The following is a 23272-nucleotide window of genomic DNA, read 5'->3' on the forward strand; positions in this document are numbered from 1 at the left end:
GAAAGTAGGTTTACAATGTATTTCACTCACTTGAAAGTTGATGAATTTGAAAATTTTACTCATAATCATGCCTCACATTACACACAAAGTGCCAACCATTTTCATTACAGAAACCAACATAAAAACGATGTGCATATTGTAGGTGTTAAAGATAACGAAGATAATGTTATAGCAGCATGCCTTTTAACTGAAGCACGTTCCTTTAAATTTTTTAAATATTTTTATACGCATCGAGGACCCGTTTTGGATTTTTCGGATTATCAGTTAGTAAGGTTTTTCTACAAAAATTTAACTAAATATTTAAAAAAGCATCGTGGTTTATATGTTTTAACAGATCCATACACGTTAGAAAATATAAGAAATACTCAAGGTGAAATATTAGAAAGTTATAACAATAAACCACTTATTAAGACTATGGAAGATATCGGTTATAAACATCAAGGGTATACAGTAGGGTATTCTCAAATAAGTCAAATTCGTTGGTTATCTGTTCTGGATTTGAAGAACAAAACTGAAGATGACCTACTTAAAGAAATGGATTATCAAACACGTAGAAATATTAAGAAAACATACGAGATGGATGTACAAATACGTACACTCCCTATTGAGGAGACTAGTAGATTTTTTAAATTATTTAAAATGGCTGAAGAAAAACATGGTTTTAAGTTTAGAGATCAGCATTACTTTAAAGAAATGCAAAATATTTATCATGATAATAGCATGTTAAAATTAGCATATATCGATTTGTCAACATTGTTAGTCAAACAAAATAAACAATTAGAAAAATTAAATGAAGACTTAGAAAATATTAAAGCGCGCTTAGAAAATAATCCTAACTCGAAAAAAAATAAAAATAAGTATGAGCAGGGTTTACAACAAATAAAAGCACAACAAAGAAAAGTAACTGAAACAGAAGCATTAATCAAAACAGATGGAACCATATTGGATTTAGCAGCTGCACTTTATATTTACAACGATCATGAAGTTTATTATCTTTCAAGCGGCTCCAACCCTAGATACAATACATATATGGGTGCCTATAGATTGCAATGGGAAATGATAAAATTTGCGAAAGCGCACAATATCCATCGTTATAATTTTTACGGTATAACAGGAGATTTCAGTGAAAATGCTGAAGATGCTGGTGTACAAAAATTCAAAGCAGGCTTCAACGCGCATATAGAAGAGTATGTTGGAGATTTTATTAAACCAATAAGACCTTTACTTTATAAAATATATGCATTAATAAAATAGGATTGATTTACTTAACGCTTTAGTTTTATTAACTGATACGAAGGACAACCACCCACTTTAACATTGCATATTATTATATTTTAATTAACCATTGATTTGAATTTCTAAAAATTGAAATGAGCAAGCCACCTTTTTATAAAAGGTGGCTTTTAAAATACAGTCAAAAATGAAAAATCTAAAAAATTTCAGAAAAATGTGAAAAGATGTTAGAAAAGGCGAAAATTCAATATAACAAGGTTGTTATAAAAATGAATTAACTTAGAAATTAAAAGTGCCTAAAATACTATGACTATGCACTTTCTATACAAATTTAATAAAAAATGTAACTAATGCGCGCGTTCAAATATACACTTGACATAAAAATTTACAATGAGTAAAGTGTAAATCATAATTATTTTCAAATAATTCTAAATTTATAATAAATCTAATTATAATGTATTCATGTACGTTATGAGGGGGCGAATAGATTAATGTTTGAACCAAAAGTTACTTATGAACATTTTAATGCAAATGTCTTTGAGTCAATAGATATTGATGATGAAACAAAAGGTGCACGCGAAATCGTCTCATGGGCTTACCAAACCTATGGAGATTCGGTTATTTATGCCTGTAGTTTTGGTGCGGAAGGCATGATTTTAATAGATTTGATTTATAGTGTTAAGAAGGATGCACAAATTGTATTTTTAGATACAGGCCTTCACTTTCAAGAAACATATGATTTAATTGATCGTGTTCAAAAACGCTACCCAGAACTACGTATTAAACTTAAAAAACCGGAATTAACTTTGGAAGAGCAATCATCACAATATAACCCCGCACTTTGGAAAAACAATCCAAACCAATGTTGTTATATTAGAAAAATCAAACCATTGGAAGATGTCTTGTCTGGTGCTACTGCTTGGATTTCTGGGTTACGTAGAGCGCAATCGCCAAGCCGTCAAAATACGCAGTTTATAAATAAAGACGAACGTTTCCAATCAGTTAAAATTTGTCCATTGATACATTGGACATGGGATGATGTATGGCAATATATTAAAAAATATAAATTGCATTATAATGAATTACATGATTTTAACTATCCAAGTATAGGATGTATACCGTGTACGACAGCTGTTGAAGGATCAGGAGATTCAAGAGCGGGAAGATGGACCAATTCAAACAAAACAGAATGCGGTCTTCATACCACAGACCATACATCTTTATAATAATAAATTTTTTTGACATTAAATCCTAGTATTCCCATCGGATAGATATATCTAAAGGGTGATTAAACAAAATAATCTTAGGTGATGGTTAAAAATTTTTCTGAAGAGAGTATGGCGTCAATTGTTGAGTAAGTTTAAATAAAATGATTGTTAAATAAAAAATTAAAATGAGGTGAAATGGTTGTGAACTTATCCGTAATAAATAGTCCATTTGATGAAAATCAAGCCACACAACTAAACCAAATTATTCAAAATCTTACGATTGAGCAGCAAGTTTGGTTAAGCGGTTATTTAACTGCAAATTTACAAAGTGTTACTACAAAACAAGAAACACCATCGGAAGTAGCTCAGTTTGTATTAAATAAAGAAAACACTTCAAATAGTGAGAGACATATCACTGTATTGTATGGTTCAGAAACTGGTAATGCACAAGGTTTGGCTGAAAAGTTAGCTGATCGCCTTGTCGAACTCAATTTCAATGTGAAATTGAGTGCAATGGGTGATTATAAAACAAAAGATCTAAAAAAAGTAGAAGATTTATTTATTATTTCTTCTACTCATGGTGAAGGAAATCCGCCCGATAATGCCATTAGCTTTCACGAATTTTTACATGGTAGAAAAGCACCTAAGTTAGAAGGTGTACGTTTTTCAGTTTTATCACTCGGGGACGCATCATATGAATTCTTCTGTCAAACAGGTAAGGATTTTGATGCACGTCTAGAAGATTTAGGAGCTTCCCGCTTAGTAGATAGACGAGATTGTGACTTGGATTTTGATGATATGGCTGAATCTTGGATGGATCAAATTATTGAACAGTTAAGCGAAGCCTCATTGAGTGAAGAAAAGGTGACAACAACGAACGCGGTACAATTGACAAATGAAAAACGATATTCAAAAACACAACCTTATGAAGCTGAAATATTAGAAAATATTAACTTGAATGGTAGAGGCTCTAATAAAGAAGTTAGACATATTGAATTACAATTTGAAGATTATGGTGAAGACTATGAGCCAGGTGATTGCTTGGTTGTGATTCCAGAAAATGATGAAAAACTAGTAGAAGTCTTACTGGATAAATTAGATTGGGATGCTCAAACAGAAATACCAATCAACGACAAAGGCGATGTGCTTTCATTAAAGGATGCACTACAACATCATTTTGAAATTACTAAATTAACTAAACCACTACTACAAAAAACAGCTGAGTTGTTTGGAAATGAAGCGTTGGCAGAAAACGTCTTAGATCAAGCGTGGGTTAAATCTTATGTTTATGGTCGAGATTTAATTGATTTAATTCAAGACTTTAAACCAGAAAACCTGGCGCCTGAGGTGCTATATCAATTTTTAAGAAAATTACCACCTAGAGAATATTCTATAGCGAGCAGTTATGAAGCAAATCCTGATGAAGTTCATATCACTGTAGGCGCTGTAAGATATCAAGCACACCAACGTGAGCGCCAAGGTGTTTGTTCAGTTCAATTAGCTGAACGCATGGAACCTGGAACATCTATATCTGTATATCTAAAGAAAAACCCGAATTTTAAATTTCCATTCGATGAAGCTACACCCGTCATTATGATTGGCCCTGGAACAGGTGTCGCACCTTTTAGATCTTATTTACAAGCACGTGAAGAGTTAGATTTATCAGGCCAAACATGGTTGTTCTTTGGAGAACAGCATTTTACAACAGACTTTTTATATCAAACAGAATGGCAAGATTGGCTTAAAGAAGGTGTGCTGAGTAAGTTGGACTTAGCATTTTCAAGAGATACGGATGAAAAAGTTTATGTTCAACATAAGATTGTGGAACAAAGTGAAACTTTTTATGAGTGGTTAAAAAACGGTGCATCTTTATATGTATGTGGCGATGAACAAAATATGGCTAAAGATGTACATAAAGCGATACATCAGGTCTTAGTTAAAGAAGGTAATATGTCAGAGGAAGAAGCTGAGACTTATTTGACACAAATGAAAAAAGACAAACGATATCAAAGAGACGTTTATTAGAAAAGGAGCTGATCACGTGACAGAGTCAAATTTAAATTTTTCTCAAAAACTTGATGAGATGGAACGTATCAAAGCTGATAGTAACTACCTTCGTGGCACAATTGTTGAAGGGTTAGCAGATAGAATTACAGGTGCTATTTCAGAAGAAGATACTAAATTATTAAAGTTTCATGGGAGTTATATGCAAGATGACAGAGATCTTCGCGATGAACGCCGTAGACAGAAGTTAGAGCCTGCATACAGTTTCATGATAAGAGTGCGTGCTCCGGGCGGTGCTTCGACTCCAGAACAATGGATTGCGATGGATGATATCGCGAATCAATATGCAAATCAAACGATTAAATTAACGACGAGACAAGCGTTTCAATTCCATGGGATTTTAAAAAGAAATTTAAAACAAACGATGTTTGATATAAACCAATCTTTATTAGACACGCTTGCAGCATGTGGAGATGTTAATCGTAATGTGATGTGTAACCCTAACCCTTATCAATCTGATGTGCATGCGGAAATTAATCAGATTGCGAGTGATATTAGCCGTCACCTTTCACCTAAAACACAGGCTTACCATGAAATTTGGTTAGACGGAGAGAAAGTGTTAGATACGAGTGATCAAGAACCAGAACCAATGTATGGCAAAACCTATTTGCCACGTAAATTTAAAATTGGTATTGCAGTCCCACCCTCTAATGATATCGACGTATTTTCACAAGATATCGGGTTAATTTCAATCATTGAAGACGGTGAATTAGTTGGATTTAATCTCACAGTTGGTGGCGGCATGGGTATGAAACATGGAAATACTGCGACGTACCCACAAGTTGGACGATTGATTGGCTATTTCCCAAAATCACAGGTCATTGATGTTTGTGAAAAAATCCTTACGATTCAGAGAGATTATGGAAATCGTGAAGATAGAACGAATGCACGTTTTAAATATACTGTGGATCGCAAAGGGGTAGCATGGATCACGGATGAACTGAATCGTCGTTTAGGTTGGGAATTAGAGTCCAAGCGTGCATTTCACTTTGAAGATAATGGTGATCGATATGGTTGGACTGAAGGCAGTGGTAAGCATCATTTCACTTTATTTATTCAAAATGGACGTGTTAAAGATACGGAAGAATATAAATTGAAAACAGCGTTAAGAGCGATTGCTGAAGTACATACTGGAGATTTTAGACTTTCACCTAACCAAAATTTAGTAATTGCGAATGTTGAAACAGAGAAAAAGCCAGAAATTGAAGCACTCATAAAGCAATATGGTTTAACAGATGGTGAACATTATACTGGGTTGCGGAAAAATTCCATGGCTTGTGTCGCTTTTCCTACTTGTGGTTTAGCAATGGCAGAATCTGAACGGTATTTACCTTCATTAATTACCAAAATAGAAAGCTTGTTAGATGAAGAGGGCTTAAATGAAGAAGAAATAACTATTAGAATGACGGGATGCCCTAACGGTTGTGCGCGTCCGGCATTAGCTGAAATTGCATTTATTGGTAAAGCACCAGGTAAGTATAATATGTACCTAGGTGGCGGTTTCGCTGGTGATCGTTTAAATAAATTGTATAAAGAAAATATTGATGAAGCAGAAATATTAGAAAGTTTGAGACCCATTTTATTGCAATATGCACAAGAAAGAACAGATGGTGAGCGCTTTGGTAATTTTGTAGTCAGAGCAGGGATTGTTGAAGCAGTCACAGACGGTCAATTATTCCATAGTTAATCAATTAAAAAGGTGGTGTTAGGATGGGAAAAGTTTTTTTAGTAGGCGCAGGACCTGGTGATCCTGATTTAATTACAGTTAAAGGTAAAAAATCGATTGAAACAGCTGACATTATTTTATACGACCGTTTAGTTAATCCTGAGTTGTTGGAGTACGCATCTATAACTGCGCAGTTAATATATTGTGGTAAAAATCCTAACCATAAATCTGTTTCGCAAGTAGATACTAACCAACTACTCGTTGATTTGGCTCAAGAAGGTCACACGATTACACGTTTGAAAGGTGGAGATCCTTTCGTTTATGGCAGAGGCGGCGAGGAAGCAGAAGTATTAGCCGCCAATAATATTTCATTTGAAATCGTACCAGGTATAACTGCAGGTATTGCAGCACCTGCATACGCAGGTATCCCTGTAACACATCGAGATTACAGCTCTTCTGTTGCATTTGTTACGGGTGTTATCAACAAGGAAATTGACAAGGATGAATACTGGAGACATCTAGCTTTAGGGCCGGAAACGTTATGTATCTATATGGGCGTTAAAAAGCTGCCAGAAATTGTTGAGTTGCTAACTAAAAATGGGCGTAATAAAAATACGCCAGTAGCGCTTGTACATATGGGTACTTCTAAATTACAAAAAACCGTTGTTGGCACATTAGAAACCATTGTCCACGGTGCAAAAGATGTTGAAAACCCAGCGATGATTATTGTGGGTGAAGTCGTGAAATTGCGTAACCGCATTAGTTGGTTTGAGGAAACATATAAAAATGAATTATTAACACAACTCACATAACAGTGGCTGGAGGGATAATTATATGCAAGGCGTCTTATATGTTAGTCATGGTAGCCGTGTAGCAGAAGCAGTTGAAGAAGCAACGTCATTGATTGAGCGTGTTCAAGCAAAAGTTAATATTCCTTTACAAGAAACATGTTTTTTAGAACTTGCAGACCCAGATATATCTGAAGGTTTTAGGAAATTAGTGCATCAAGGTGCAACTGAAATTTCCGTAATCCCTGTATTACTGCTTAGCGCAGGTCATTACTACAAAGATATACCTGTAGAGATTGAACGTATTAAAACTCAATTTCCCAACATAAAAATCAATTACGGTAAGCCTTTGGGTGTACAAAAACGATTAACTGAAATTCTTAAACAACGTTTAGAAGAGCGTGAAATCACGCCTAATGCTGACGCTAAATTATTAGTTATTGGTAGAGGTAGTTATAATCCACAAACGAAGCAAGATTTTTCGATAATAAAGTCACAATTATCAGAAATGTTTCCTTCTAAAAGCATAGAAGTGTGTTATTTGGCAGCTTGTGAACCGCTATTTGAAGATGCGTTGGACCGTTTAGTAAACGCAGGTCATTCGCAAATATTTATTTTACCGTATATCTGGTTTACAGGTATTTTAGACCAACATATCGCTGATGTTGTGAGTGCATACCAATTAAAAAGTGACATTATTTTAGCAGCTCATCTAAGCCATCACGAGCAATTACAAATTGCATTAAAAGAACGTGTTGAAGAGACGTTTGATACAGTTTAGTCATTTTTATCAAAGTTGAAAGTACTTATCTGAGGAGTGACATCATGTCTTACATCCCTTTAGTGGTTGATATTTCACAAAAACAAATCGTTGTTATAGGTGGCGGAAAAATAGCTGAAAGACGTGTCAATGTTTTAAAAACATATACAAAACAAATTCAAATTATTAGCCCCACGCTAACAAATAGCTTAGAACATCTTGTTGATAAACAAGTCATTCAATGGCGGAATAAAACATTTGAAAGTAGTGATGTGCAAGACGCGGATTTAATTATTGCTGCGACGAACGATACAGACGTAAATCAATCCATATTACAAGCCAAGCCAGACAAGGCATTAATTAATATGGCGGGTCAAGCGTTAGCTGGCGATGTATTCATTCCAAGTATATTACGACGTGGAAAGTTAATGATTAGTGTTTCAACACAAGGCGCCAGTCCTAAACTGACAAGCCAAATTTTAGCTGAGTTACAACAACATTTTAATAGTGCATATGGTGATTATGTTGATTTCCTATATGAATGTAGGCAACAAGTTAAACGTAGCTCACTTTCACCTGAGGAAAAAGAACGGTTTTTGAAGCAAATCTTAAATGAAAAATATTTAAAAATAAGTAAGCAAAATGAAGTTAGAAAGTGGTTATCAGCGCTGGAATAAATTGAAAGGAAAGGGGGACATCATATGTATAAATTATTTGTTTTTGCACTGGCTGGTTTTCTCGCTCAGTTAATTGATGGTTCATTAGGCATGGGGTTTGGCGCATCGTCTTCTTCGATATTATTGACATTTGGTGTGGCGCCAGCAATCGTATCAGCTACAATTCATTTTTCAGAAATTGCTACTACAGCTGCGTCAGGAACGTCGCACTGGAAATTTGAAAACGTACATAAACCTACGATGATCAAATTAGCGATTCCTGGAGCGATAACAGCATTTATTGGTGCTGCTATATTGAGTCATATACACAGTGATTTTATTAAACCATTTATCGCTATTTTCTTGTTATCAATGGGACTCTATATTTTATACCAATTTTTATTTACCAAAGAAAAACCATTATCGAAAGCGAATGAAAAGACATCTCGACTTGTGTTAATACCACAAGGTGCAGTGGCAGGATTTTTAGATTCAATTGGCGGTGGAGGCTGGGGACCAGTCAATACGCCATTGATACTTGCTCAAAAGAAATTAGAACCTAGGTATGCGATTGGTACGGTATCCGCAAGTGAGTTTTTCGTAACGGTGTCTGCGTCTCTAAGCTTTATTATTTTTCTTGGCTGGAGCCAAATTAATTGGTGGCTTGTCGTATCATTAAGTGTCGGTGGTATGATTGCAGCACCATTTGCAGCGTGGTTAGTTAGACTGTTACCGATGAATATTTTAGCTGTTTGTGTGAGTGGATTGATTATTTTCACAAATACAAATTCACTGATTAGTGTTGTTGAAATCAATCATGCTTTATCAATCACAATAAAAATTGCATTGATTGTGATTTGGTTCGGATTAATTCTGTATGCTTTATACCAAAATAATAAATTACCGTTTGCTACTTTTAAAGATGAAACAAATGTAAATAAATTAGATTAATTCATTAAGGAGTGTGACGACATGTCATTAATAAACGAAAAAGAACAATCTACCATCCAACCTCATGGTGGTTCACTTATCAATAGAGAGGTCCACGGTGCAGCGCGAGAACAATTGCTTAAAGAAGCTGAAACACTCGCATCTATCACATTAAATCCTTGGAGTTTATCAGATTTGGAATTAATTGCAATCGGTGGTTTTAGTCCATTGACAGGATTTATGAAAGAAGCTGATTATTCTAAAGTTGTAGAAGACATACACTTAGAAAATGGTTTGGTTTGGAGTATCCCAATCACATTACCTGTGACAACAGAACAATCTCAAAATTTGAATATTGGCTCTCGTGTTGCCTTGTATGGTGAAGATGGTGTTTTATATGGTGTGATTGACTTAGAAGAAAAGTATACGTATGACAAACAAAAAGAAGCGCAACTTGTATACGGAACTACGGATGTTGATCATCCTGGTGTCAAAAAGGTCTATGAAAAAGGAGATGTGTATCTCGCAGGCCCAATTTATTTATTAAACAGACCTAAACACGACGAATTTGTGGATTATCATCTAGACCCTAAAGAAACAAGACAACTCTTTACAGACTTAGGATGGCAAACTGTGGTAGGTTTTCAAACTAGAAACCCAGTACATCGCGCACATGAATATATTCAAAAAGCAGCCTTAGAAGCAGTGGATGGCTTGTTGTTGAATCCTTTAGTAGGTGAAACAAAATCTGATGACATTCCAGCATCAGTGCGTATGGAAAGTTACAAAGTTATATTAGAAAATTATTACCCGGAAAATAAAACGCGTTTAGTTATTTACCCTGCTGCAATGAGATATGCAGGACCTAGAGAAGCGATATTACATGCTACAGTACGTAAAAACTATGGATGTACACACTTTATTGTTGGACGTGATCATGCAGGCGTAGGTGATTATTACGGCACCTATGAAGCGCAAGAACTGATTTCTAAATACGAAGCAGAATTAGGTATACAAATATTAAAATTCGAACACGCCTTTTATTGTAAAACGTGTGAAAATATGGCTACAGCAAAAACGTGCCCACATGATGCTTCAGAACATTTGCATTTAAGTGGTACGAAAGTTCGTGAAAAATTGAAAAAGGGAGAATCGCTACCGAAAGAATTTTCGAGACCAGAAGTAGCTCAAGTCCTTATAAATGGATTGAAAGAACAGAAATAAAGGAGTGTAGATGTAGTAATGGGAGAATCTAAAAATATAACATGGCATGCTTCAGAGGTTACCAAGGATGAAAGATTACAGCGTAATCAACATAAGAGTGCAGTTATTTGGTTTACAGGACTTTCTGGCTCAGGAAAATCAACGATATCTGTAGAACTTGAAAAAGCATTGTTTAATCACCAAATCCATACATATCGTTTAGATGGAGATAATGTTAGACATGGATTGAATCGAAATCTAGGATTTTCACCTGAAGATCGTAAAGAAAATATAAGACGTATAGGTGAAGTTAGTAAATTGATGGTAGATGCAGGTTTGATAACAGTCACAGCTTTCATCTCTCCTTATAAATCAGATAGAGAAGCAGTACGCCATTTATTAGATACAGATGATTTTATAGAAGTTTATACGCAATGTAGTCTATCAGAATGTGAAAATAGAGACCCGAAAGGTTTATATAAAAAAGTAAGAAGTGGTGAAATCGCAGAATTTACTGGCGTAAATGCGCCATATGAAGCCCCTACACAACCAGAGATTACATTAGATACAGAAACACTTTCTGTGGAAGCATCAGTATCCAAAATTATGGATTATTTACAAAAACATCAGTATATCGATGACATTTAAGTTTAATAATAAAAAATTGAAGGGGCAATCGAATGGAGATATTAAATATCATTGCCATAATATTATTTATTATATTTATTTTAGTAGTATCGTGCGGATTGTTACTTGTGCGTTTAGGTCAAAGTAGAAAACATTTTTTTGTAGAATTGAAAGTGATGGTCACAATTATGGTAATATGTTTTATTGGCATAGGTGTATCACTAATAATACTAGGTTATTATCATCAATTATAAATTATATATGCATTGATAAACAGGGCTACGAAATCAAATGACAAGTTTGATTTCACCCTGTTTTTATATTTAAATAAGTGTATTTCTATTTAACAATCGTTATTATATATTGTTTTGTAGATAAGCAAACAGTATCAATGATACTTATATGTTTTATAGTAAAGTGAAAATTAAAGTGTTATATTAAGTAAATCAAATTTATCTGATTGGCGTTTTAAACGTAATGAATACAATATAAAGGTAGGGACATTTATCAAAATGGATCAAAGTATAAAGGATATTCCTAAAATAGAATTACATTGTCATTTAGATGGTTCAGTCAGTAAACATTTAATTCGACAATTGGCACAAGAACAACGCATACCTTTAAACGAGGATTGTCTTACGGTGCATGAAGATTGTGAAAGTTTAGAAGCGTATTTGAAGTGTTTTGATGAAGTATTAAAAGTATTACAAACCGCAGATAGCCTAAAGCGTGCAATTGTAGATGTTGCGCAACAAGCTTATGAGGATAATGTTAAATATATAGAGATTCGCTTTGCACCGTTGCTACATATGGAACAAGGTATGACGCTTTTAGATGTATTAAAAGCTGTAGAAGCGGGGGTTAATATCATACAAGACACATTGCATATGAAAGTGAATTTACTCATTTGCGCAATGAGGCAGCATGCATCGTCTGTGAATAAACAATTATTTGATGATGTGTCTATATATAATAGCGAAAAAATATGTGGTATAGATTTTGCGGGGCCTGAAGTAGGATTTCCTCCATATGAAATTCAAGATACTATTCAATACGGATTAGAAAAAGGTATGAATTTAACACTCCATGCAGGTGAGTGTGGTTGTATACATAACGTTTTAGAAACGATCAAAATAGGGGCTAAGCGTATTGGTCATGGTGTTGCTGCTAACTTAGATGAAGCTGTATTAAAGGAAGTTAAAGCGAAGGATGTATTGTTAGAAATATGTCCTAAAAGTAATTTGCAAACCAAAGCTATAGAGACATTGTCACAAATAAACATCCCTTACTTATTAAAAAACGATATACCTTTTATTATCAATACAGATAATCGTATGGTGACACAAACTTCATTAAATGAAGAATATACGTTGTTATTAAAACATCAGTTAATAAATATAAACCAGATTAAATACATTAATAAGCGTGCAGTTCAATATGCCTTTTTAACCGAAGAAGAAAAAAGTCAAGTGCTTCAATCAATGTCATAACGCGTATACACTTTACACAATATGAAGCGTTAATCATTAACATTTTATAATACTAAAAATATACACTACTGTTTATTTTTAGTATTCAAGCGCAACAGATTTGATAGTTTGAATAAAATGAGTCATAGCAGGGCTTAAATGATAATTTTTATTCCAAATAAAATCCGTTGAGATATTACTATAGTTATCAGGCAATTGATAACTATACAATGACCCGTTTTCTAAGTCATTTTGTACGGATGATTTTGGAACTAAACTGATACCGATACCAGATTTAACACTACCAATAATTGTTTCCATCGTACCAAATTCTACAAGTAATGGCTTTTTAATATTTTCGGATTTTAACCAGGCTTCAAGATTTCTTCTATAATTACATCCATTTTTAAACACCAAAAATACAGCGGATGTTATATCTTCTAATTGCGTCATTTCTGTACTGGATATTAACACAAGTTTTTCTTTAAATAACTCTACTTTATTTATATTATGATGATGTTTGAAGCCTGTGACAAATCCACAATCCAAGTTTTGATTGACTATTTTTTTAGAAATATTGGCAGTAACATCAGTATGTAATGATAGAGAAATTTGTGGCGATTTTTTCCGAAACATTGATAATAGCATAGGTAATTTAGTAATCGTTTCGACAATCCCGATATCAATTTTACCGTTAGATGATGCTTGTTTGTCAAAATCACGTTCTATTTCATTTAATGTAGCTAAAATTTTTTCAACATACGTTTGGAATTTTTCACCATCTGTCGTCAAGGTCGTACCTTTATTATGACGTAAAAAAAGTTGTGTGTTGAGTTCTTGCTCTAACTGTTTTATGCGAAATGTAACATGTGATTGCACATAATTAAGTGATTTAGCAGCCTTACTAATACTTTGATGTTGACTAACACTTTGAAAAATTTTAAAATCTTTGATTTCCATAATATCACCCGACTTTTCGTTTGAGGCTATTATACATGAAACCATTTCTTTTATGCTGAAAAAAAGCACTGCCGTCGCTATGACGGCAGTCTTATTATGTTGCATATTTTTTAATTAAAGTTTTGAAGAAGTCTATAGATCGTTCAAATGCTTCTATTTCTACATATTCGTTGGGTTGATGTGCTAATGTTTCTATTCCAGGTCCATAAATTAATGTAGGAATGTTGCTATTAGGGTTTAGCACAGAGCCATCGGTGTAATAAGCCATTCCAGTAATATTATTTTCTTTAGAAGTATCTAAGGCTTTTTGAATAATTTCAGTGTCCTCATCAGTTAGAATCGTAGCGCGATCAAGCAATACTTTTGTGCTTACTTTTGGAGCGTTCCTATCAGAAAATATCTGTTTTAAACGTTGATTAAATTGCTTATACAGCTTGTCATGAATATTCGGTGTAACTGTTCGTATATCAACATTTAATACACATTCATCAGGTATCACGTTCGTTTGAATACCACCATTGACCATATTTGCAGAGATACTACTTTTACCTAATGCTGCAGTTTCTTCTGACCATTCTTCTTTTAAATCATTTATCAATTGAATGACTTTGTTTATGCCTTCAACTGCATTAATACCTTGTTCTGGCATCGCGCCGTGTGCAGTTTTTCCAGTCAAAGTGACTTCTATCCATAATGCGCCCTTATGTCCAATTGCAACTTTCTCAGTTGTGGGTTCAGCTATAATGATAGCAGCGACATTATCCATATTTGTGTTTTTGACGTAATGTTCCGCACCTATTGAATCTACTTCCTCTCCTGCAGTGGCTAAAAATTCGATATCTTTCTTTAATTCACAGTTTTCCTCAATTAAAGATTCTAATGCGAGATATAAAGCGGCTAAGCCACTTTTCATATCTGTTGTTCCTCTTCCATATAATTTTCCATGATCAATATCACCTTTAAATGGGTCATAATCCCATTTTTGTGCACCTATCTTTACAGTGTCGGTATGGCCGGATAATATGAGTTTGCTAGCGTTTGGCTGCTTGGATTTTAAAGTTACTGAAAAATTGCTTCTATTATCACTTAAATTTGTAATGTTAAAAGGAATGTTTCGAGACGCACACCGTTGTTTAAAAAGTTTTACAACGTTATTTTCATTAGCAGGTGGGTTGGTGCTATCAACATTGATGAGAGATTGTAAGAATTCTAAATTTGATTGTGTCATGTTCAACCCCCCCTAGCTTTATTAAAAACTTTGTCTTTATTTTCAGGTTGTAAACTTGGACGTGTTATTTTAAACAGTGATATATCCTGTTTGGATTTACCTTTAGTGGTTAATTCATATAATATTTCTCCGACTGCACTTGAAAATTTATAGCCATGTCCTGAAAAACCAGCAGCAACGACAATATGTTGATGTTCGGGATGTTTGTCTATCACAAAGTGCTCGTCTAATGTATTTGTAAACATACACGTTTTACCAACATTAATATTTCCGTTCGCTTGTTGCATGTATTGGTTCAAAAAACCACTAATATCGTTTTCGTCTTTTTCATAAGACCCAAATGATTTATTGTAATAAGTTGGGTTGATAGGGTCTCCATTATCGTAACGTCCAATTTTTAAACCAGTGCCATCAATAGAAGGGAATCCATAATATACACCACTTGGGACGTCGGCAAAAAAGCCCGGAAACCCATCTGACTTATACAAAATATCGTTGGAATCAAACCACGCAATCGTTTGTCTAGAAGGTTGGAGTTGAAGTTTTAAATCTAAATCATCTAAAATTTTTTTATTCCAAGCACCACCAGTGATAATTAATTTATTTGCGGTGAATGTTTCGGAATTGGTTTGAACTTCGACTGAGTCATTAAAAATATCAATATTCATGACTGGCGCATTGGTTTTTAATTCAGCACCATGATTTAAAGCAAGTCGTTTAAATGCGCGGATACAGTTTTGAGAAAATAGCACTCCGGCCTCAGGTTCATAACAACCAATTTGGTCATCAGGTATTGTAATACCTGGCCAAGTGTCGTTAATTTGTTTAGCTGATAAAGTTTCAGTATTTAGATTATATTGTTGAGCGCCATTGATTGCGGTTTGTACAAACAATGAATCGCTTGGGCCAAAAGTAATGACACCAGTATTTAAAAATATCCGTTCATTTGTTTGTTTTTGAAGTTCATTCCAAAGTTCTTGTGCTCTCAAAGCAATAGGTACATACGCTAAACCTTCTCCACAAGCATGCCTTATTAATCTTGTGTCACCACTATGACTACCATTTTCATGTGGTGGGTCAAAAGCATCTATCATTAAAGTATCCCATCCACTTTTTGCCAAATAGTATCCAGCTGACATACCCATAGAACCGGCACCGACAACGATGACATCGTAATGTTTTCTCATTTCCATCTCTCCTTAGTTGAAACAAATTTAATATTTGCCAAGTATTTATTTCAAGTCTAATAGCAACTAGTCTTAGTGTAAAATTACAAAATGAGATGGTTGATATCTCTAAAAGTGATATCGATATACGTATGTATTTTGCCTAACTGTACTTTTTTTATTAATTTAAGACAGTTAGGAACTTAACTATACGAATTGAGAAAAATTTAACATTTAAATTATTAATTAGCATACAATGTAATTACACAAACAAGTAAAGGGGTGTATTGACATGATGATTGCAGATATTATCGGTGGTATCATTAAATTAATCAAAACTTTAGTTGACACTTTCGCGTAATTTTCAAATAACTAATTAAATCAATTTAAAGGAGTGCTTACATTATGTCAGGTATCGTAGAAGCAATTTCAAATGCAGTAAAATCAGGTTTAGATCACGACTGGGTAAATATGGGAACTAGCATTGCAGATGTAGTAGCTAAAGGTGCAGACTTCATCGCTGGATTCTTTGGTTAATAAACATGTTTTTAAATAAACATATACTTAATCAAAAAAGCTACTGTTTCACACGTAAAGTGTTAGAAAACAGTAGTTTTTTTGTTGTTAAGTTATTTAAAAAAGTAACTTTTGTTTTTGAATAACTATACAAATAATATACATTATATTTTGTATAATCATACATTTCAGAGAGATTAGGTTAACTGCCCAGATGCTAAAAATAGACTGGCATCTTTGTTCATAAATATATTTTTGCCTTGATAAAAAGTATGGCTATTTATATTTGAAAGTCCTATTTTACGTAATGCTTTGTGGATATCTTTTTGTTCGAATCCATTATATATATTCGGGTGATTAACATTTTCATTTTTATCGAAGTCTACTATGATTAGTATGCCATTACGATTTAATTGAGTAGCTAATTGTTGCAGTAACGCCATGTAATTTCCGCTATGAAGTAGTACAAGTGAGAGTAATATCACGTCATATGATTGGTGAAGTTTTGTTTTGTTTGGATCTAGTAAATCGCCTTCAATGGCTTTAATGTTTGTTTTATTTAATGATTTAATTTTGGCATTACATATTTCAGCCATTTTAGGTGATGCATCTAAAATAGTAATGTGATTGAAATGATGTGCGATATCGAATGCGACAAGCCCAGTGCCACCACCGTAATCTAATAACGAATCATACGTAGTTTTTTTAAACAGTAAATTTAATTCGGAAGAGATTGTTTTAGCTAACTTAATTCTTTCGTCATTATCATAATTTTGTGCTATTTGATTAAATTGAGATTGATTCAAGCTCATCATCCTTTAGAATAGATTTTCTTTTTGTATTTTTAGAGTTATTATAGATTTGTAAAGTCTTTAATTGATTTTAGCATAGTAGGCAAATTTTTTTCAATTAAATGACGTCAAGTTGTCTTGTAATATTTAAAATTATAGATAATCAATGGTTATTTTAAAAAAGTATATTTGTTCAATTTATGTATGGATAAAATATTTAAATAAAATTACATAATATACTAATAGTATATTAAATTAGGTAAGCCTAAAGTCTGATTGAGTATGGCTGTTATATTTGGTTTACTAGGTGGTGGACGTTTATAACGAGGTGCAGAGATGAAGAAAAATATGAGAGTAATTAGGCGGCGGTTAAAAGGTCTAGATTACGGGATGCTAATTAGTTTTATTATATTAGGTGTTTTAGGTGTCATCATGATATATAGTGCGAGTATGGTATCAGCATCTAAGGGTGCATTAACTGGTGGCGTTCCAATTGAAAGTAATTATTTTATGAAAAAACAATTTATCTTTTTGATTGTGGGTATTTTAGTGATTATATTTATTGCATTATGCATAAATATAAACTTTTTAAAAACACGCATGTACAAAAATTGATGGTTATCAGTTAACGAGCGCGTTAACCTCGATTGGTAATGGTGGCCTGACTGGTAAAGGTTTAGGAAATGGTCTAGCAAAGTTAGGTTATTTACCAGAACCGCACACTGATTTTATATTTACCGTTATTTCAGAAGAATTGGGGCTACTAGGTGTGCTATTTACGCTCATAATTTATGGTTATATCTTAATAAAAGGACTTATTTATGCGAATAAAACGAACAATCAATTTTATAAATTGATTTGTGTTGGTGTAGTCAGTTACATATTTATGCAAGTTTTCATTAATTTAGCTGGTGTATCTAGTATTGTTCCATTAACTGGTGTGACTTTGCCCTTGTTGAGTTATGGTGGTTCTTCTATGTTGAGTATCAGTATAGCTTTTGGCGCACTTTTAGCAGTGGCTAGAAGAATTAACAACGACAGAAAGGAAACTTTAAAATGACCCGTATTTTAAAAATTACACTACCAGTTATTTTGCTTATTGCTATTTTGATTGGTATTGCAATAGGTATAGCAAAACCTATAGATCAAGGGATCTATAACATGTTACATACATATTTAAATATAGATGTTATAAAACAATATCTATATTTTGTTTCAACTATTTTTGACCCTAAAATTTGTTTGATTTTAACATTATGTGTTTTGGCTGTTTTGTTTTTCTATCATAAATTTAAGTTTTTGTGGTATGGCTTTTGGTGCTTTTCAGTATTTTTAATAGGTACTTTTATGAAATATGTCATTCAACGGTCGAGACCATCCGAACATTTTGACGGATATAGTTTTCCCAGCATGCATGTTTTAAGTGTATGTATATTAGTGAGCCTAATTTTATTAATAAAAAGGAATAAAACATTATATTGTATAGCCATTATTTTAGTGGCTTCAATTATAGTATCCCGTATTTATGTGGGCGCGCATTATTTTACTGATACTATGGGAAGTTTATTAGTGATTTCAGTTATGATTCAATCACTTAATTACAATAATCATGCAAGCGAAAAACTAGATAAAATCGAATGATTTGTTAAGCTAAATGCTAATCTATAAATTATTTATTGATTCATACATGGAATGATGAAGGGAGTCATTTGATTGAATTATGAAAAATATTTAAACAGGACAGTCGAACTTGCTGAGGAAGCATTAAATTATGGGAATGAACCTTTTGGCTCACTTTTAGTGGATATTGAGGGTAATGTTTTATTTGAAGATTATAATAGAATCAGTAGTGGTGATGCGACTGAACACCCAGAAATTGCTATCGCAAAATGGGCAGCGACCCATCTTACTCCTGACGAAAGAAAGCATACTATTGTTTTTACTTCCGGAGAACATTGTCCAATGTGCGCAACTGCACACGCACTCGTTGGTTTAGATAAAATTGTATATGCGAGTTCCTCAAAACAATTGAGTCAATGGTTGGAAGCCATCAATGTTGCGCCTGCCCCTTTTAAAAATTTACCTATTGAAAGTGTAATTAGAGATGCTCATGTTGAAGGACCTTTTGAAGCAGTGTCATCTAAAATTAAAAAATTGCAAATTCGTTATCATCAACAATAAGTGGAAGTATGAAACCCCTCCAGTAGCCAAACTGCTGAGGGGTTTTATGTTTTTTAGCATTTTTTGTCTTTAAATGCTTATAAATTGAAAAGCTTTGATGGTTGTGATAAAAGCATTTGTCATGTTTAAGAATATACAGAATGGGAAAATTATGCATAATATCGTAATAACACAACTAAGGTGTTTTTGATAAGGGGGACAATTAGATGAGTACGTTAATTTTTCTTTTAATTCTAGCTGTAATCATTATTATTTATTTACTAGTGAAACAAAGTTTTGCTAAAGATTTTAAAGCTCAAAAGCATAAACGTTATAGAGAGAAGCGAGTGATAGATTTTATTCAGAGCGCATATAAAATTGACAACATTGAAGGAATTCACCGTAAACATAATCATTTAGAGCTCATTTATAATCGTAAGACGATAGATGTAAAAAGTGAACAGGTTATTTTTGTCGACGAAGCAGATCAGGAAGATGTTGAAACTAACTTTAGCTTAGCTGAAGACGATGAAAGAGAAGACTTATTTGATAAAATTTTAGAAAATACGTATTTTTATATGACAAAGGAACGCTTCGATCATTTAATGATTCAGTCTAAAGCGTAATGGTTAATGTGTATCCATGAAAAATGATGACGGATATTTTAAGAGGAGGACTTTCTTATGAAACCAGTAGTTAAAGCTTATAAGAATGATAGTGAGTTAGAAGTGGATGTTACTGCATTACAAGATAAAGGTATAGGTAATCAGGACATTTACGTATTATCCTTAGATAAATCTCGAACAGAAAAAATTGTAGAAGATACGAATATTTTAGGTATAGATATTAAAAAAGAAAATGATTCTGAGAGAGAAGCTTTGAAAAGAAAGTTGATTGATTTAGGTGTAGATGAAAGTGAAATCGCTACTTTTAAAAGTGATATGGATGACGGCAAAGTTTATTTAATCGTCACTGATGTAAGAGTTAGAGGGTTATTGTAAAATATTTAGATGAACTATATCGCTTCAGGATTTTAAGTAAACAAAATGCCTATGTAGTTCATGTTTTGAATGCTCTGAACATTGAGTTGAATGAAGATAAAGTTGATATAAATGCTTTGAACAATGATGCGCTTAAGCGTAAACAAAAAACGTCAATTTCTATATTATATAGAAATTGACGTTTTTTTAATCAACAATATTGATGTTCTAGACATTGTATTGTTATTTATACGTGTTTATAAGGTGCGACGTTTTGGTTTACTGTCGTCTGAAAGTCTAAATGATAATAGTAATCCAATTGCTGAGATAACTGTAGCAATGATAAACGTTACGTTAACACCATGAATTATACCAGTAATACCGTCTTGAGGTATTGCTGAAACTGACATTATAGTAATAAAGACTGCAGTACCAATAGCACCTGCCATTTGTCTAAATGTATTGTTCATGGCAGTACCATGTGCGATTAAATCATTTGGCAGTTGGTTAATTGCTAATGTCGTCATAGGCATCATAACCATGGCGATTGAAACCATTCTCAATGCATTAGAAGTAGCGAGATACGTAAATGTTGTATGCTCTGTTAACATTGTAAATGGTAATGTCGAAACGACTAGTACGAATAAGCCAATTCGAGCGAGCCATTTACCACCGAATTTATCGAATAAATAACCAGTTATTGGGTTCATCATACCCATAATAATTGCACCTGGTAATAAGACTAAACCAGATTTTAAGGCTGAGTATTGTAGCATGTTTTGCATATAAAGTGGCAAGATAATATTTGTTGCAATAAGTACACCAAATACAAACATACTTAGTACCGTACCTAACGTATAAATACCGTAACTAAATACTCTAAACTCAAGCATAGGTTCTTTTAAGTTTAATTGACGACGGATAAATATAACGAGTGAAACGATACCAACAACAAGCGGTGCAATAAATTGTACGCTAGTCCAACCTGCTTCACCAACAGAACTGAAACTATATAGTAAGCCACCAAATCCTAATGTAGATAAGATAACTGAAGCAATATCTAATTTTGGATGTGTTGTTTCTGTAACGTTCTTCAATAGGAATATAGAAGCAATAATGATAATAATCGCGATAGGGAATACAACATAGAAGACACTTCTCCATGATAGGTGTTCGACTAATATACCTGATAAAGTAGGTCCGATAGCTGGAGCAAATGCGATAACAAGTCCAAACAGACCCATTGCAGTACCGCGTTTTTCTTTAGGGAAAGTTAAAAATAGTATTGTTTGCATTAACGGCATCATTATACCTGCGCCTGCTGCTTGTAAGACACGTCCGATTAATAGCATTGAAAAATCAATACCGACTGCACAAAGCAACGTACCTACTGCAAAAATACTCATTGCAGTTAAGAATAACTGCCTCGATGTAAAGCGTTCAATTAAAAATGCAGTTACAGGAATCATAATCCCGTTTACTAACATAAATATAGATTGTAACCATTGTACTGTACTTTCTGACACTTGGAGATCTTTCATTATTGGTGGTAATGCTGTTCCAAGTAAAGTTTGGTTTAAAATAGTTATAAAAGCCCCTGATAATAGAACGATAAACAGAGGTATTCTCTTTTCAACATGGAAATTTCCAGTTTCTGTCAATGTACTCACTTCTTTCTTAACAAATTACACATCTAAATATTATAGCACTTGAAACGTTGTAAATCTAAAAGTTGAACTTATTTTTTAAAATTTATCTGTGAGAAGTTTGGAATATTGTCATGAAAGGGATTTCTTATGTTGGGTATATAGCAATTTAGTTTTGTTATGCATCAAAAAGTTGTATGAAAATATAAATGAGGGTGAGACATGATAGGTGTCTCATACCCTCGATTTAATTAAAAGTAGCTGAATTCATAGATTTTAAATTAAGGTGTATTATTTAAATGGTTTGGTCTCATTTTTAGAGGAGAAAAAGCATAATCGACGTTATCCCAATTTAGAAAATCCGCGAATTTTAAATAAGACGCTTTGAAAAATTGAGTTATTGTATCGATATCATGATGTTGTTTATATTCGATTAGATATTCCATTAATTGTTGATCAAAATAGCAATCTTTAGGAAATTGATGGTCAGTATCAAAAGGTTGATCTGCAAAAGGATACGGTAAAACAAAGAAAGTCGGACCTTCAAACTGGTCATCACCAAACCAAAAGCCAAATTCAATCATTTCTTCATCAAAAGCCGCACGTTCAATGACCATGCTATCATTTTCAAATGGTGCTGATTTATCTTTGACGATAATACAAGAAATATCAAATGTTCCCCAAAATAGGCCAGGTTTAGATTTTCTTACTCTTAAGCCATTAATGAAATTTGCCTCAGCATGGTAAGCAAATTTCATCAATGCTAATGCCTCTGATGCAATTTTATCATCGTAATGATGATGTTCTACGTCATTTTCAAACGGTATCGGATTTGGTACTTCTTGTGGCAAAGTGTTAACTTTTAAATGAATATCTGATTGATTTAACAGTTTTTCAATTTCATTATAATAATATTGTATAGTTCTTCCATTTTTTAAGGCAATATCATGTACATGTTGGTCAATGACGATTTCAATATGGTGTTGCATCAGGTTAACGTTTAATGCAAATGTATGTGTTCCATAGCTTAACATACCAGTTGAAAAGCCTTGGACATCTATATTTAGCGTCACGTGTGACCATTGAGGTTCTTGATGACTTGCTTCTAATTTATATTTACCTAGAATCTGTGATAATAAATGTAGCGTATCTTTTTCATTTTCCCAATCCTTGAAATTCATATTATGAATACCACCTCATATATTATTTACTATAAATTTT

The 23272-nt window shown here is 33.4% G+C and carries 23 protein-coding genes and 1 pseudogene; 18 read left to right on the plus strand and 6 right to left on the minus strand.

Going from position 1 to position 23272, the window contains the following annotated elements; translation table 11 throughout:
• The first annotated feature begins 15 nt into the window (after window positions 1–15).
• The 12 genes from FYJ81_RS09520 to add all read left to right on the plus strand — a co-directional run bounded on the left by FYJ81_RS09520 (window position 16) and on the right by add (window position 12625).
• A complete protein-coding gene (locus FYJ81_RS09520; RefSeq protein ID WP_107523674.1) occupies window positions 16–1254 on the plus strand; it encodes an aminoacyltransferase in 1239 nt (412 codons plus the stop codon).
• A 470-nt stretch (window positions 1255–1724) separates the two neighbouring features.
• A complete protein-coding gene (locus FYJ81_RS09525) occupies window positions 1725–2459 on the plus strand; it encodes a phosphoadenylyl-sulfate reductase (protein ID WP_107384180.1) in 735 nt (244 codons plus the stop codon).
• Window positions 2460–2642: 183 nt separating this feature from the next.
• Window positions 2643–4466 carry an assimilatory sulfite reductase (NADPH) flavoprotein subunit gene (locus FYJ81_RS09530; protein ID WP_119517506.1) on the plus strand — a complete coding sequence of 608 codons (1824 nt, stop codon included), beginning with the start codon at window positions 2643–2645 and terminating at the stop codon, window positions 4464–4466.
• 58 nt (window positions 4467–4524) lie between these two features.
• Window positions 4525–6192, plus strand: coding sequence for an assimilatory sulfite reductase (NADPH) hemoprotein subunit (cysI, locus tag FYJ81_RS09535; RefSeq protein WP_154409619.1), 1668 nt, complete (start codon window positions 4525–4527; stop codon window positions 6190–6192).
• Between the two features lie 23 nt (window positions 6193–6215).
• On the plus strand, window positions 6216–6983 hold the full coding sequence (gene cobA, locus FYJ81_RS09540; RefSeq protein WP_107384182.1) for a uroporphyrinogen-III C-methyltransferase: 768 nt from the start codon (window positions 6216–6218) through the stop codon (window positions 6981–6983).
• Between the two features lie 22 nt (window positions 6984–7005).
• Window positions 7006–7740, plus strand: a complete 735-nt coding sequence (locus FYJ81_RS09545) for a sirohydrochlorin chelatase (RefSeq protein WP_107384183.1) — start codon at window positions 7006–7008, stop codon at window positions 7738–7740.
• Window positions 7741–7784: 44 nt separating this feature from the next.
• A complete protein-coding gene (locus FYJ81_RS09550; protein WP_107384184.1) occupies window positions 7785–8396 on the plus strand; it encodes an NAD(P)-binding protein in 612 nt (203 codons plus the stop codon).
• A gap of 24 nt (window positions 8397–8420) precedes the next feature.
• On the plus strand, window positions 8421–9326 hold the full coding sequence (locus FYJ81_RS09555; protein ID WP_019469811.1) for a sulfite exporter TauE/SafE family protein: 906 nt from the start codon (window positions 8421–8423) through the stop codon (window positions 9324–9326).
• Between the two features lie 21 nt (window positions 9327–9347).
• Window positions 9348–10529 (plus strand): sulfate adenylyltransferase, encoded by a 1182-nt coding sequence (gene sat / locus FYJ81_RS09560; RefSeq protein WP_107504678.1) that lies wholly within the window; start codon window positions 9348–9350, stop codon window positions 10527–10529.
• Window positions 10530–10547: 18 nt separating this feature from the next.
• Window positions 10548–11156 carry an adenylyl-sulfate kinase gene (cysC, locus tag FYJ81_RS09565; RefSeq protein ID WP_107384186.1) on the plus strand — a complete coding sequence of 203 codons (609 nt, stop codon included), beginning with the start codon at window positions 10548–10550 and terminating at the stop codon, window positions 11154–11156.
• A 32-nt stretch (window positions 11157–11188) separates the two neighbouring features.
• Window positions 11189–11389: a hypothetical protein gene (locus FYJ81_RS09570; protein ID WP_107384187.1), complete on the plus strand. Its 201-nt coding sequence runs from the start codon at window positions 11189–11191 to the stop codon at window positions 11387–11389.
• 258 nt (window positions 11390–11647) lie between these two features.
• Window positions 11648–12625, plus strand: a complete 978-nt coding sequence (gene add, locus FYJ81_RS09575; RefSeq protein ID WP_107384188.1) for an adenosine deaminase — start codon at window positions 11648–11650, stop codon at window positions 12623–12625.
• A gap of 78 nt (window positions 12626–12703) precedes the next feature.
• On the opposite strand, the gene FYJ81_RS09580 is transcribed toward add, so the two are convergent.
• The 3 genes from FYJ81_RS09580 to solA form a co-directional block, all read right to left on the minus strand.
• Window positions 12704–13564 (minus strand): LysR family transcriptional regulator, encoded by an 861-nt coding sequence (locus tag FYJ81_RS09580; RefSeq protein ID WP_107385859.1) that lies wholly within the window; start codon window positions 13562–13564, stop codon window positions 12704–12706.
• 94 nt (window positions 13565–13658) lie between these two features.
• Entirely contained in the window at window positions 13659–14792 is a 1134-nt protein-coding gene (locus FYJ81_RS09585) for a M20 family metallopeptidase (RefSeq protein WP_107384190.1), read from the minus strand.
• A gap of 2 nt (window positions 14793–14794) precedes the next feature.
• The gene (gene solA, locus FYJ81_RS09590; RefSeq protein WP_107384191.1) at window positions 14795–15979 is read right to left on the minus strand and encodes an N-methyl-L-tryptophan oxidase; all 1185 of its coding nucleotides are present in this window, start codon (window positions 15977–15979) and stop codon (window positions 14795–14797) included.
• Between the two features lie 384 nt (window positions 15980–16363).
• Between solA and FYJ81_RS09595 the strand changes: the two genes are divergently transcribed.
• Window positions 16364–16495, plus strand: a complete 132-nt coding sequence (locus FYJ81_RS09595; RefSeq protein ID WP_046207113.1) for a beta-class phenol-soluble modulin — start codon at window positions 16364–16366, stop codon at window positions 16493–16495.
• Window positions 16496–16671: 176 nt separating this feature from the next.
• Here the strand turns inward: FYJ81_RS09595 and FYJ81_RS09600 are convergent, their stop codons facing one another.
• Entirely contained in the window at window positions 16672–17280 is a 609-nt protein-coding gene (locus FYJ81_RS09600) for a class I SAM-dependent methyltransferase (RefSeq protein WP_107384192.1), read from the minus strand.
• 321 nt (window positions 17281–17601) lie between these two features.
• Between FYJ81_RS09600 and FYJ81_RS09605 the strand changes: the two are divergent.
• The 5 genes and pseudogenes from FYJ81_RS09605 (at window position 17602) to FYJ81_RS09625 (ending at window position 20426) form a co-directional block, all read left to right on the plus strand.
• A pseudogene (locus FYJ81_RS09605) lies at window positions 17602–18325 on the plus strand (FtsW/RodA/SpoVE family cell cycle protein).
• The gene (locus tag FYJ81_RS09610; protein WP_107384193.1) at window positions 18322–18906 is read left to right on the plus strand and encodes a phosphatase PAP2 family protein; all 585 of its coding nucleotides are present in this window, start codon (window positions 18322–18324) and stop codon (window positions 18904–18906) included. The pseudogene FYJ81_RS09605 and the gene FYJ81_RS09610 overlap by 4 nt, the downstream one beginning before the upstream one ends.
• Before the next feature lie 72 nt (window positions 18907–18978).
• A complete protein-coding gene (locus FYJ81_RS09615) occupies window positions 18979–19446 on the plus strand; it encodes a nucleoside deaminase (RefSeq protein ID WP_107385863.1) in 468 nt (155 codons plus the stop codon).
• Between the two features lie 206 nt (window positions 19447–19652).
• Window positions 19653–20051, plus strand: coding sequence for a hypothetical protein (locus FYJ81_RS09620; protein ID WP_154409602.1), 399 nt, complete (start codon window positions 19653–19655; stop codon window positions 20049–20051).
• A gap of 57 nt (window positions 20052–20108) precedes the next feature.
• Window positions 20109–20426, plus strand: a complete 318-nt coding sequence (locus tag FYJ81_RS09625; protein ID WP_107384196.1) for a general stress protein — start codon at window positions 20109–20111, stop codon at window positions 20424–20426.
• A 236-nt stretch (window positions 20427–20662) separates the two neighbouring features.
• Here FYJ81_RS09625 and FYJ81_RS09630 read toward each other — a convergent pair whose 3' ends face one another.
• Together FYJ81_RS09630 and FYJ81_RS09635 are read right to left on the minus strand one after the other, a co-directional pair.
• Window positions 20663–22066 (minus strand): MDR family MFS transporter, encoded by a 1404-nt coding sequence (locus FYJ81_RS09630; protein ID WP_107384197.1) that lies wholly within the window; start codon window positions 22064–22066, stop codon window positions 20663–20665.
• A gap of 266 nt (window positions 22067–22332) precedes the next feature.
• Window positions 22333–23232, minus strand: coding sequence for a DUF5996 family protein (locus tag FYJ81_RS09635; protein ID WP_107384198.1), 900 nt, complete (start codon window positions 23230–23232; stop codon window positions 22333–22335).
• Between the last annotated feature and the right edge of the window lie 40 nt (window positions 23233–23272).

This window comes from Staphylococcus sp. McC-251-APC-3A2 (assembly GCF_009695665.1).
Classification (GTDB): Bacteria; Bacillota; Bacilli; order Staphylococcales; family Staphylococcaceae; genus Staphylococcus; species Staphylococcus cohnii.

What these genes read in the sequence shown, in the direction of transcription:
- FYJ81_RS09520 (WP_107523674.1), top strand. Translation starts at nt 16, where the DNA reads ATGTATTTCACTCACTTGAAAGTTGATGAATTTGAAAATTTTACTCAT.
- FYJ81_RS09525 (WP_107384180.1), top strand. Translation starts at nt 1,725, where the DNA reads ATGTTTGAACCAAAAGTTACTTATGAACATTTTAATGCAAATGTCTTT.
- cysI (WP_154409619.1), top strand. Translation starts at nt 4,525, where the DNA reads ATGGAACGTATCAAAGCTGATAGTAACTACCTTCGTGGCACAATTGTT.
- cobA (WP_107384182.1), top strand. Translation starts at nt 6,216, where the DNA reads ATGGGAAAAGTTTTTTTAGTAGGCGCAGGACCTGGTGATCCTGATTTA.
- FYJ81_RS09545 (WP_107384183.1), top strand. Translation starts at nt 7,006, where the DNA reads ATGCAAGGCGTCTTATATGTTAGTCATGGTAGCCGTGTAGCAGAAGCA.
- FYJ81_RS09550 (WP_107384184.1), top strand. Translation starts at nt 7,785, where the DNA reads ATGTCTTACATCCCTTTAGTGGTTGATATTTCACAAAAACAAATCGTT.
- FYJ81_RS09555 (WP_019469811.1), top strand. Translation starts at nt 8,421, where the DNA reads ATGTATAAATTATTTGTTTTTGCACTGGCTGGTTTTCTCGCTCAGTTA.
- sat (WP_107504678.1), top strand. Translation starts at nt 9,348, where the DNA reads ATGTCATTAATAAACGAAAAAGAACAATCTACCATCCAACCTCATGGT.
- cysC (WP_107384186.1), top strand. Translation starts at nt 10,548, where the DNA reads ATGGGAGAATCTAAAAATATAACATGGCATGCTTCAGAGGTTACCAAG.
- FYJ81_RS09570 (WP_107384187.1), top strand. Translation starts at nt 11,189, where the DNA reads ATGGAGATATTAAATATCATTGCCATAATATTATTTATTATATTTATT.
- add (WP_107384188.1), top strand. Translation starts at nt 11,648, where the DNA reads ATGGATCAAAGTATAAAGGATATTCCTAAAATAGAATTACATTGTCAT.
- FYJ81_RS09580 (WP_107385859.1), bottom strand. Translation starts at nt 13,564, where the DNA reads ATGGAAATCAAAGATTTTAAAATTTTTCAAAGTGTTAGTCAACATCAA.
- FYJ81_RS09585 (WP_107384190.1), bottom strand. Translation starts at nt 14,792, where the DNA reads ATGACACAATCAAATTTAGAATTCTTACAATCTCTCATCAATGTTGAT.
- solA (WP_107384191.1), bottom strand. Translation starts at nt 15,979, where the DNA reads ATGAGAAAACATTACGATGTCATCGTTGTCGGTGCCGGTTCTATGGGT.
- FYJ81_RS09595 (WP_046207113.1), top strand. Translation starts at nt 16,364, where the DNA reads ATGTCAGGTATCGTAGAAGCAATTTCAAATGCAGTAAAATCAGGTTTA.
- FYJ81_RS09610 (WP_107384193.1), top strand. Translation starts at nt 18,322, where the DNA reads ATGACCCGTATTTTAAAAATTACACTACCAGTTATTTTGCTTATTGCT.
- FYJ81_RS09620 (WP_154409602.1), top strand. Translation starts at nt 19,653, where the DNA reads ATGAGTACGTTAATTTTTCTTTTAATTCTAGCTGTAATCATTATTATT.
- FYJ81_RS09625 (WP_107384196.1), top strand. Translation starts at nt 20,109, where the DNA reads ATGAAACCAGTAGTTAAAGCTTATAAGAATGATAGTGAGTTAGAAGTG.
- FYJ81_RS09635 (WP_107384198.1), bottom strand. Translation starts at nt 23,232, where the DNA reads ATGAATTTCAAGGATTGGGAAAATGAAAAAGATACGCTACATTTATTA.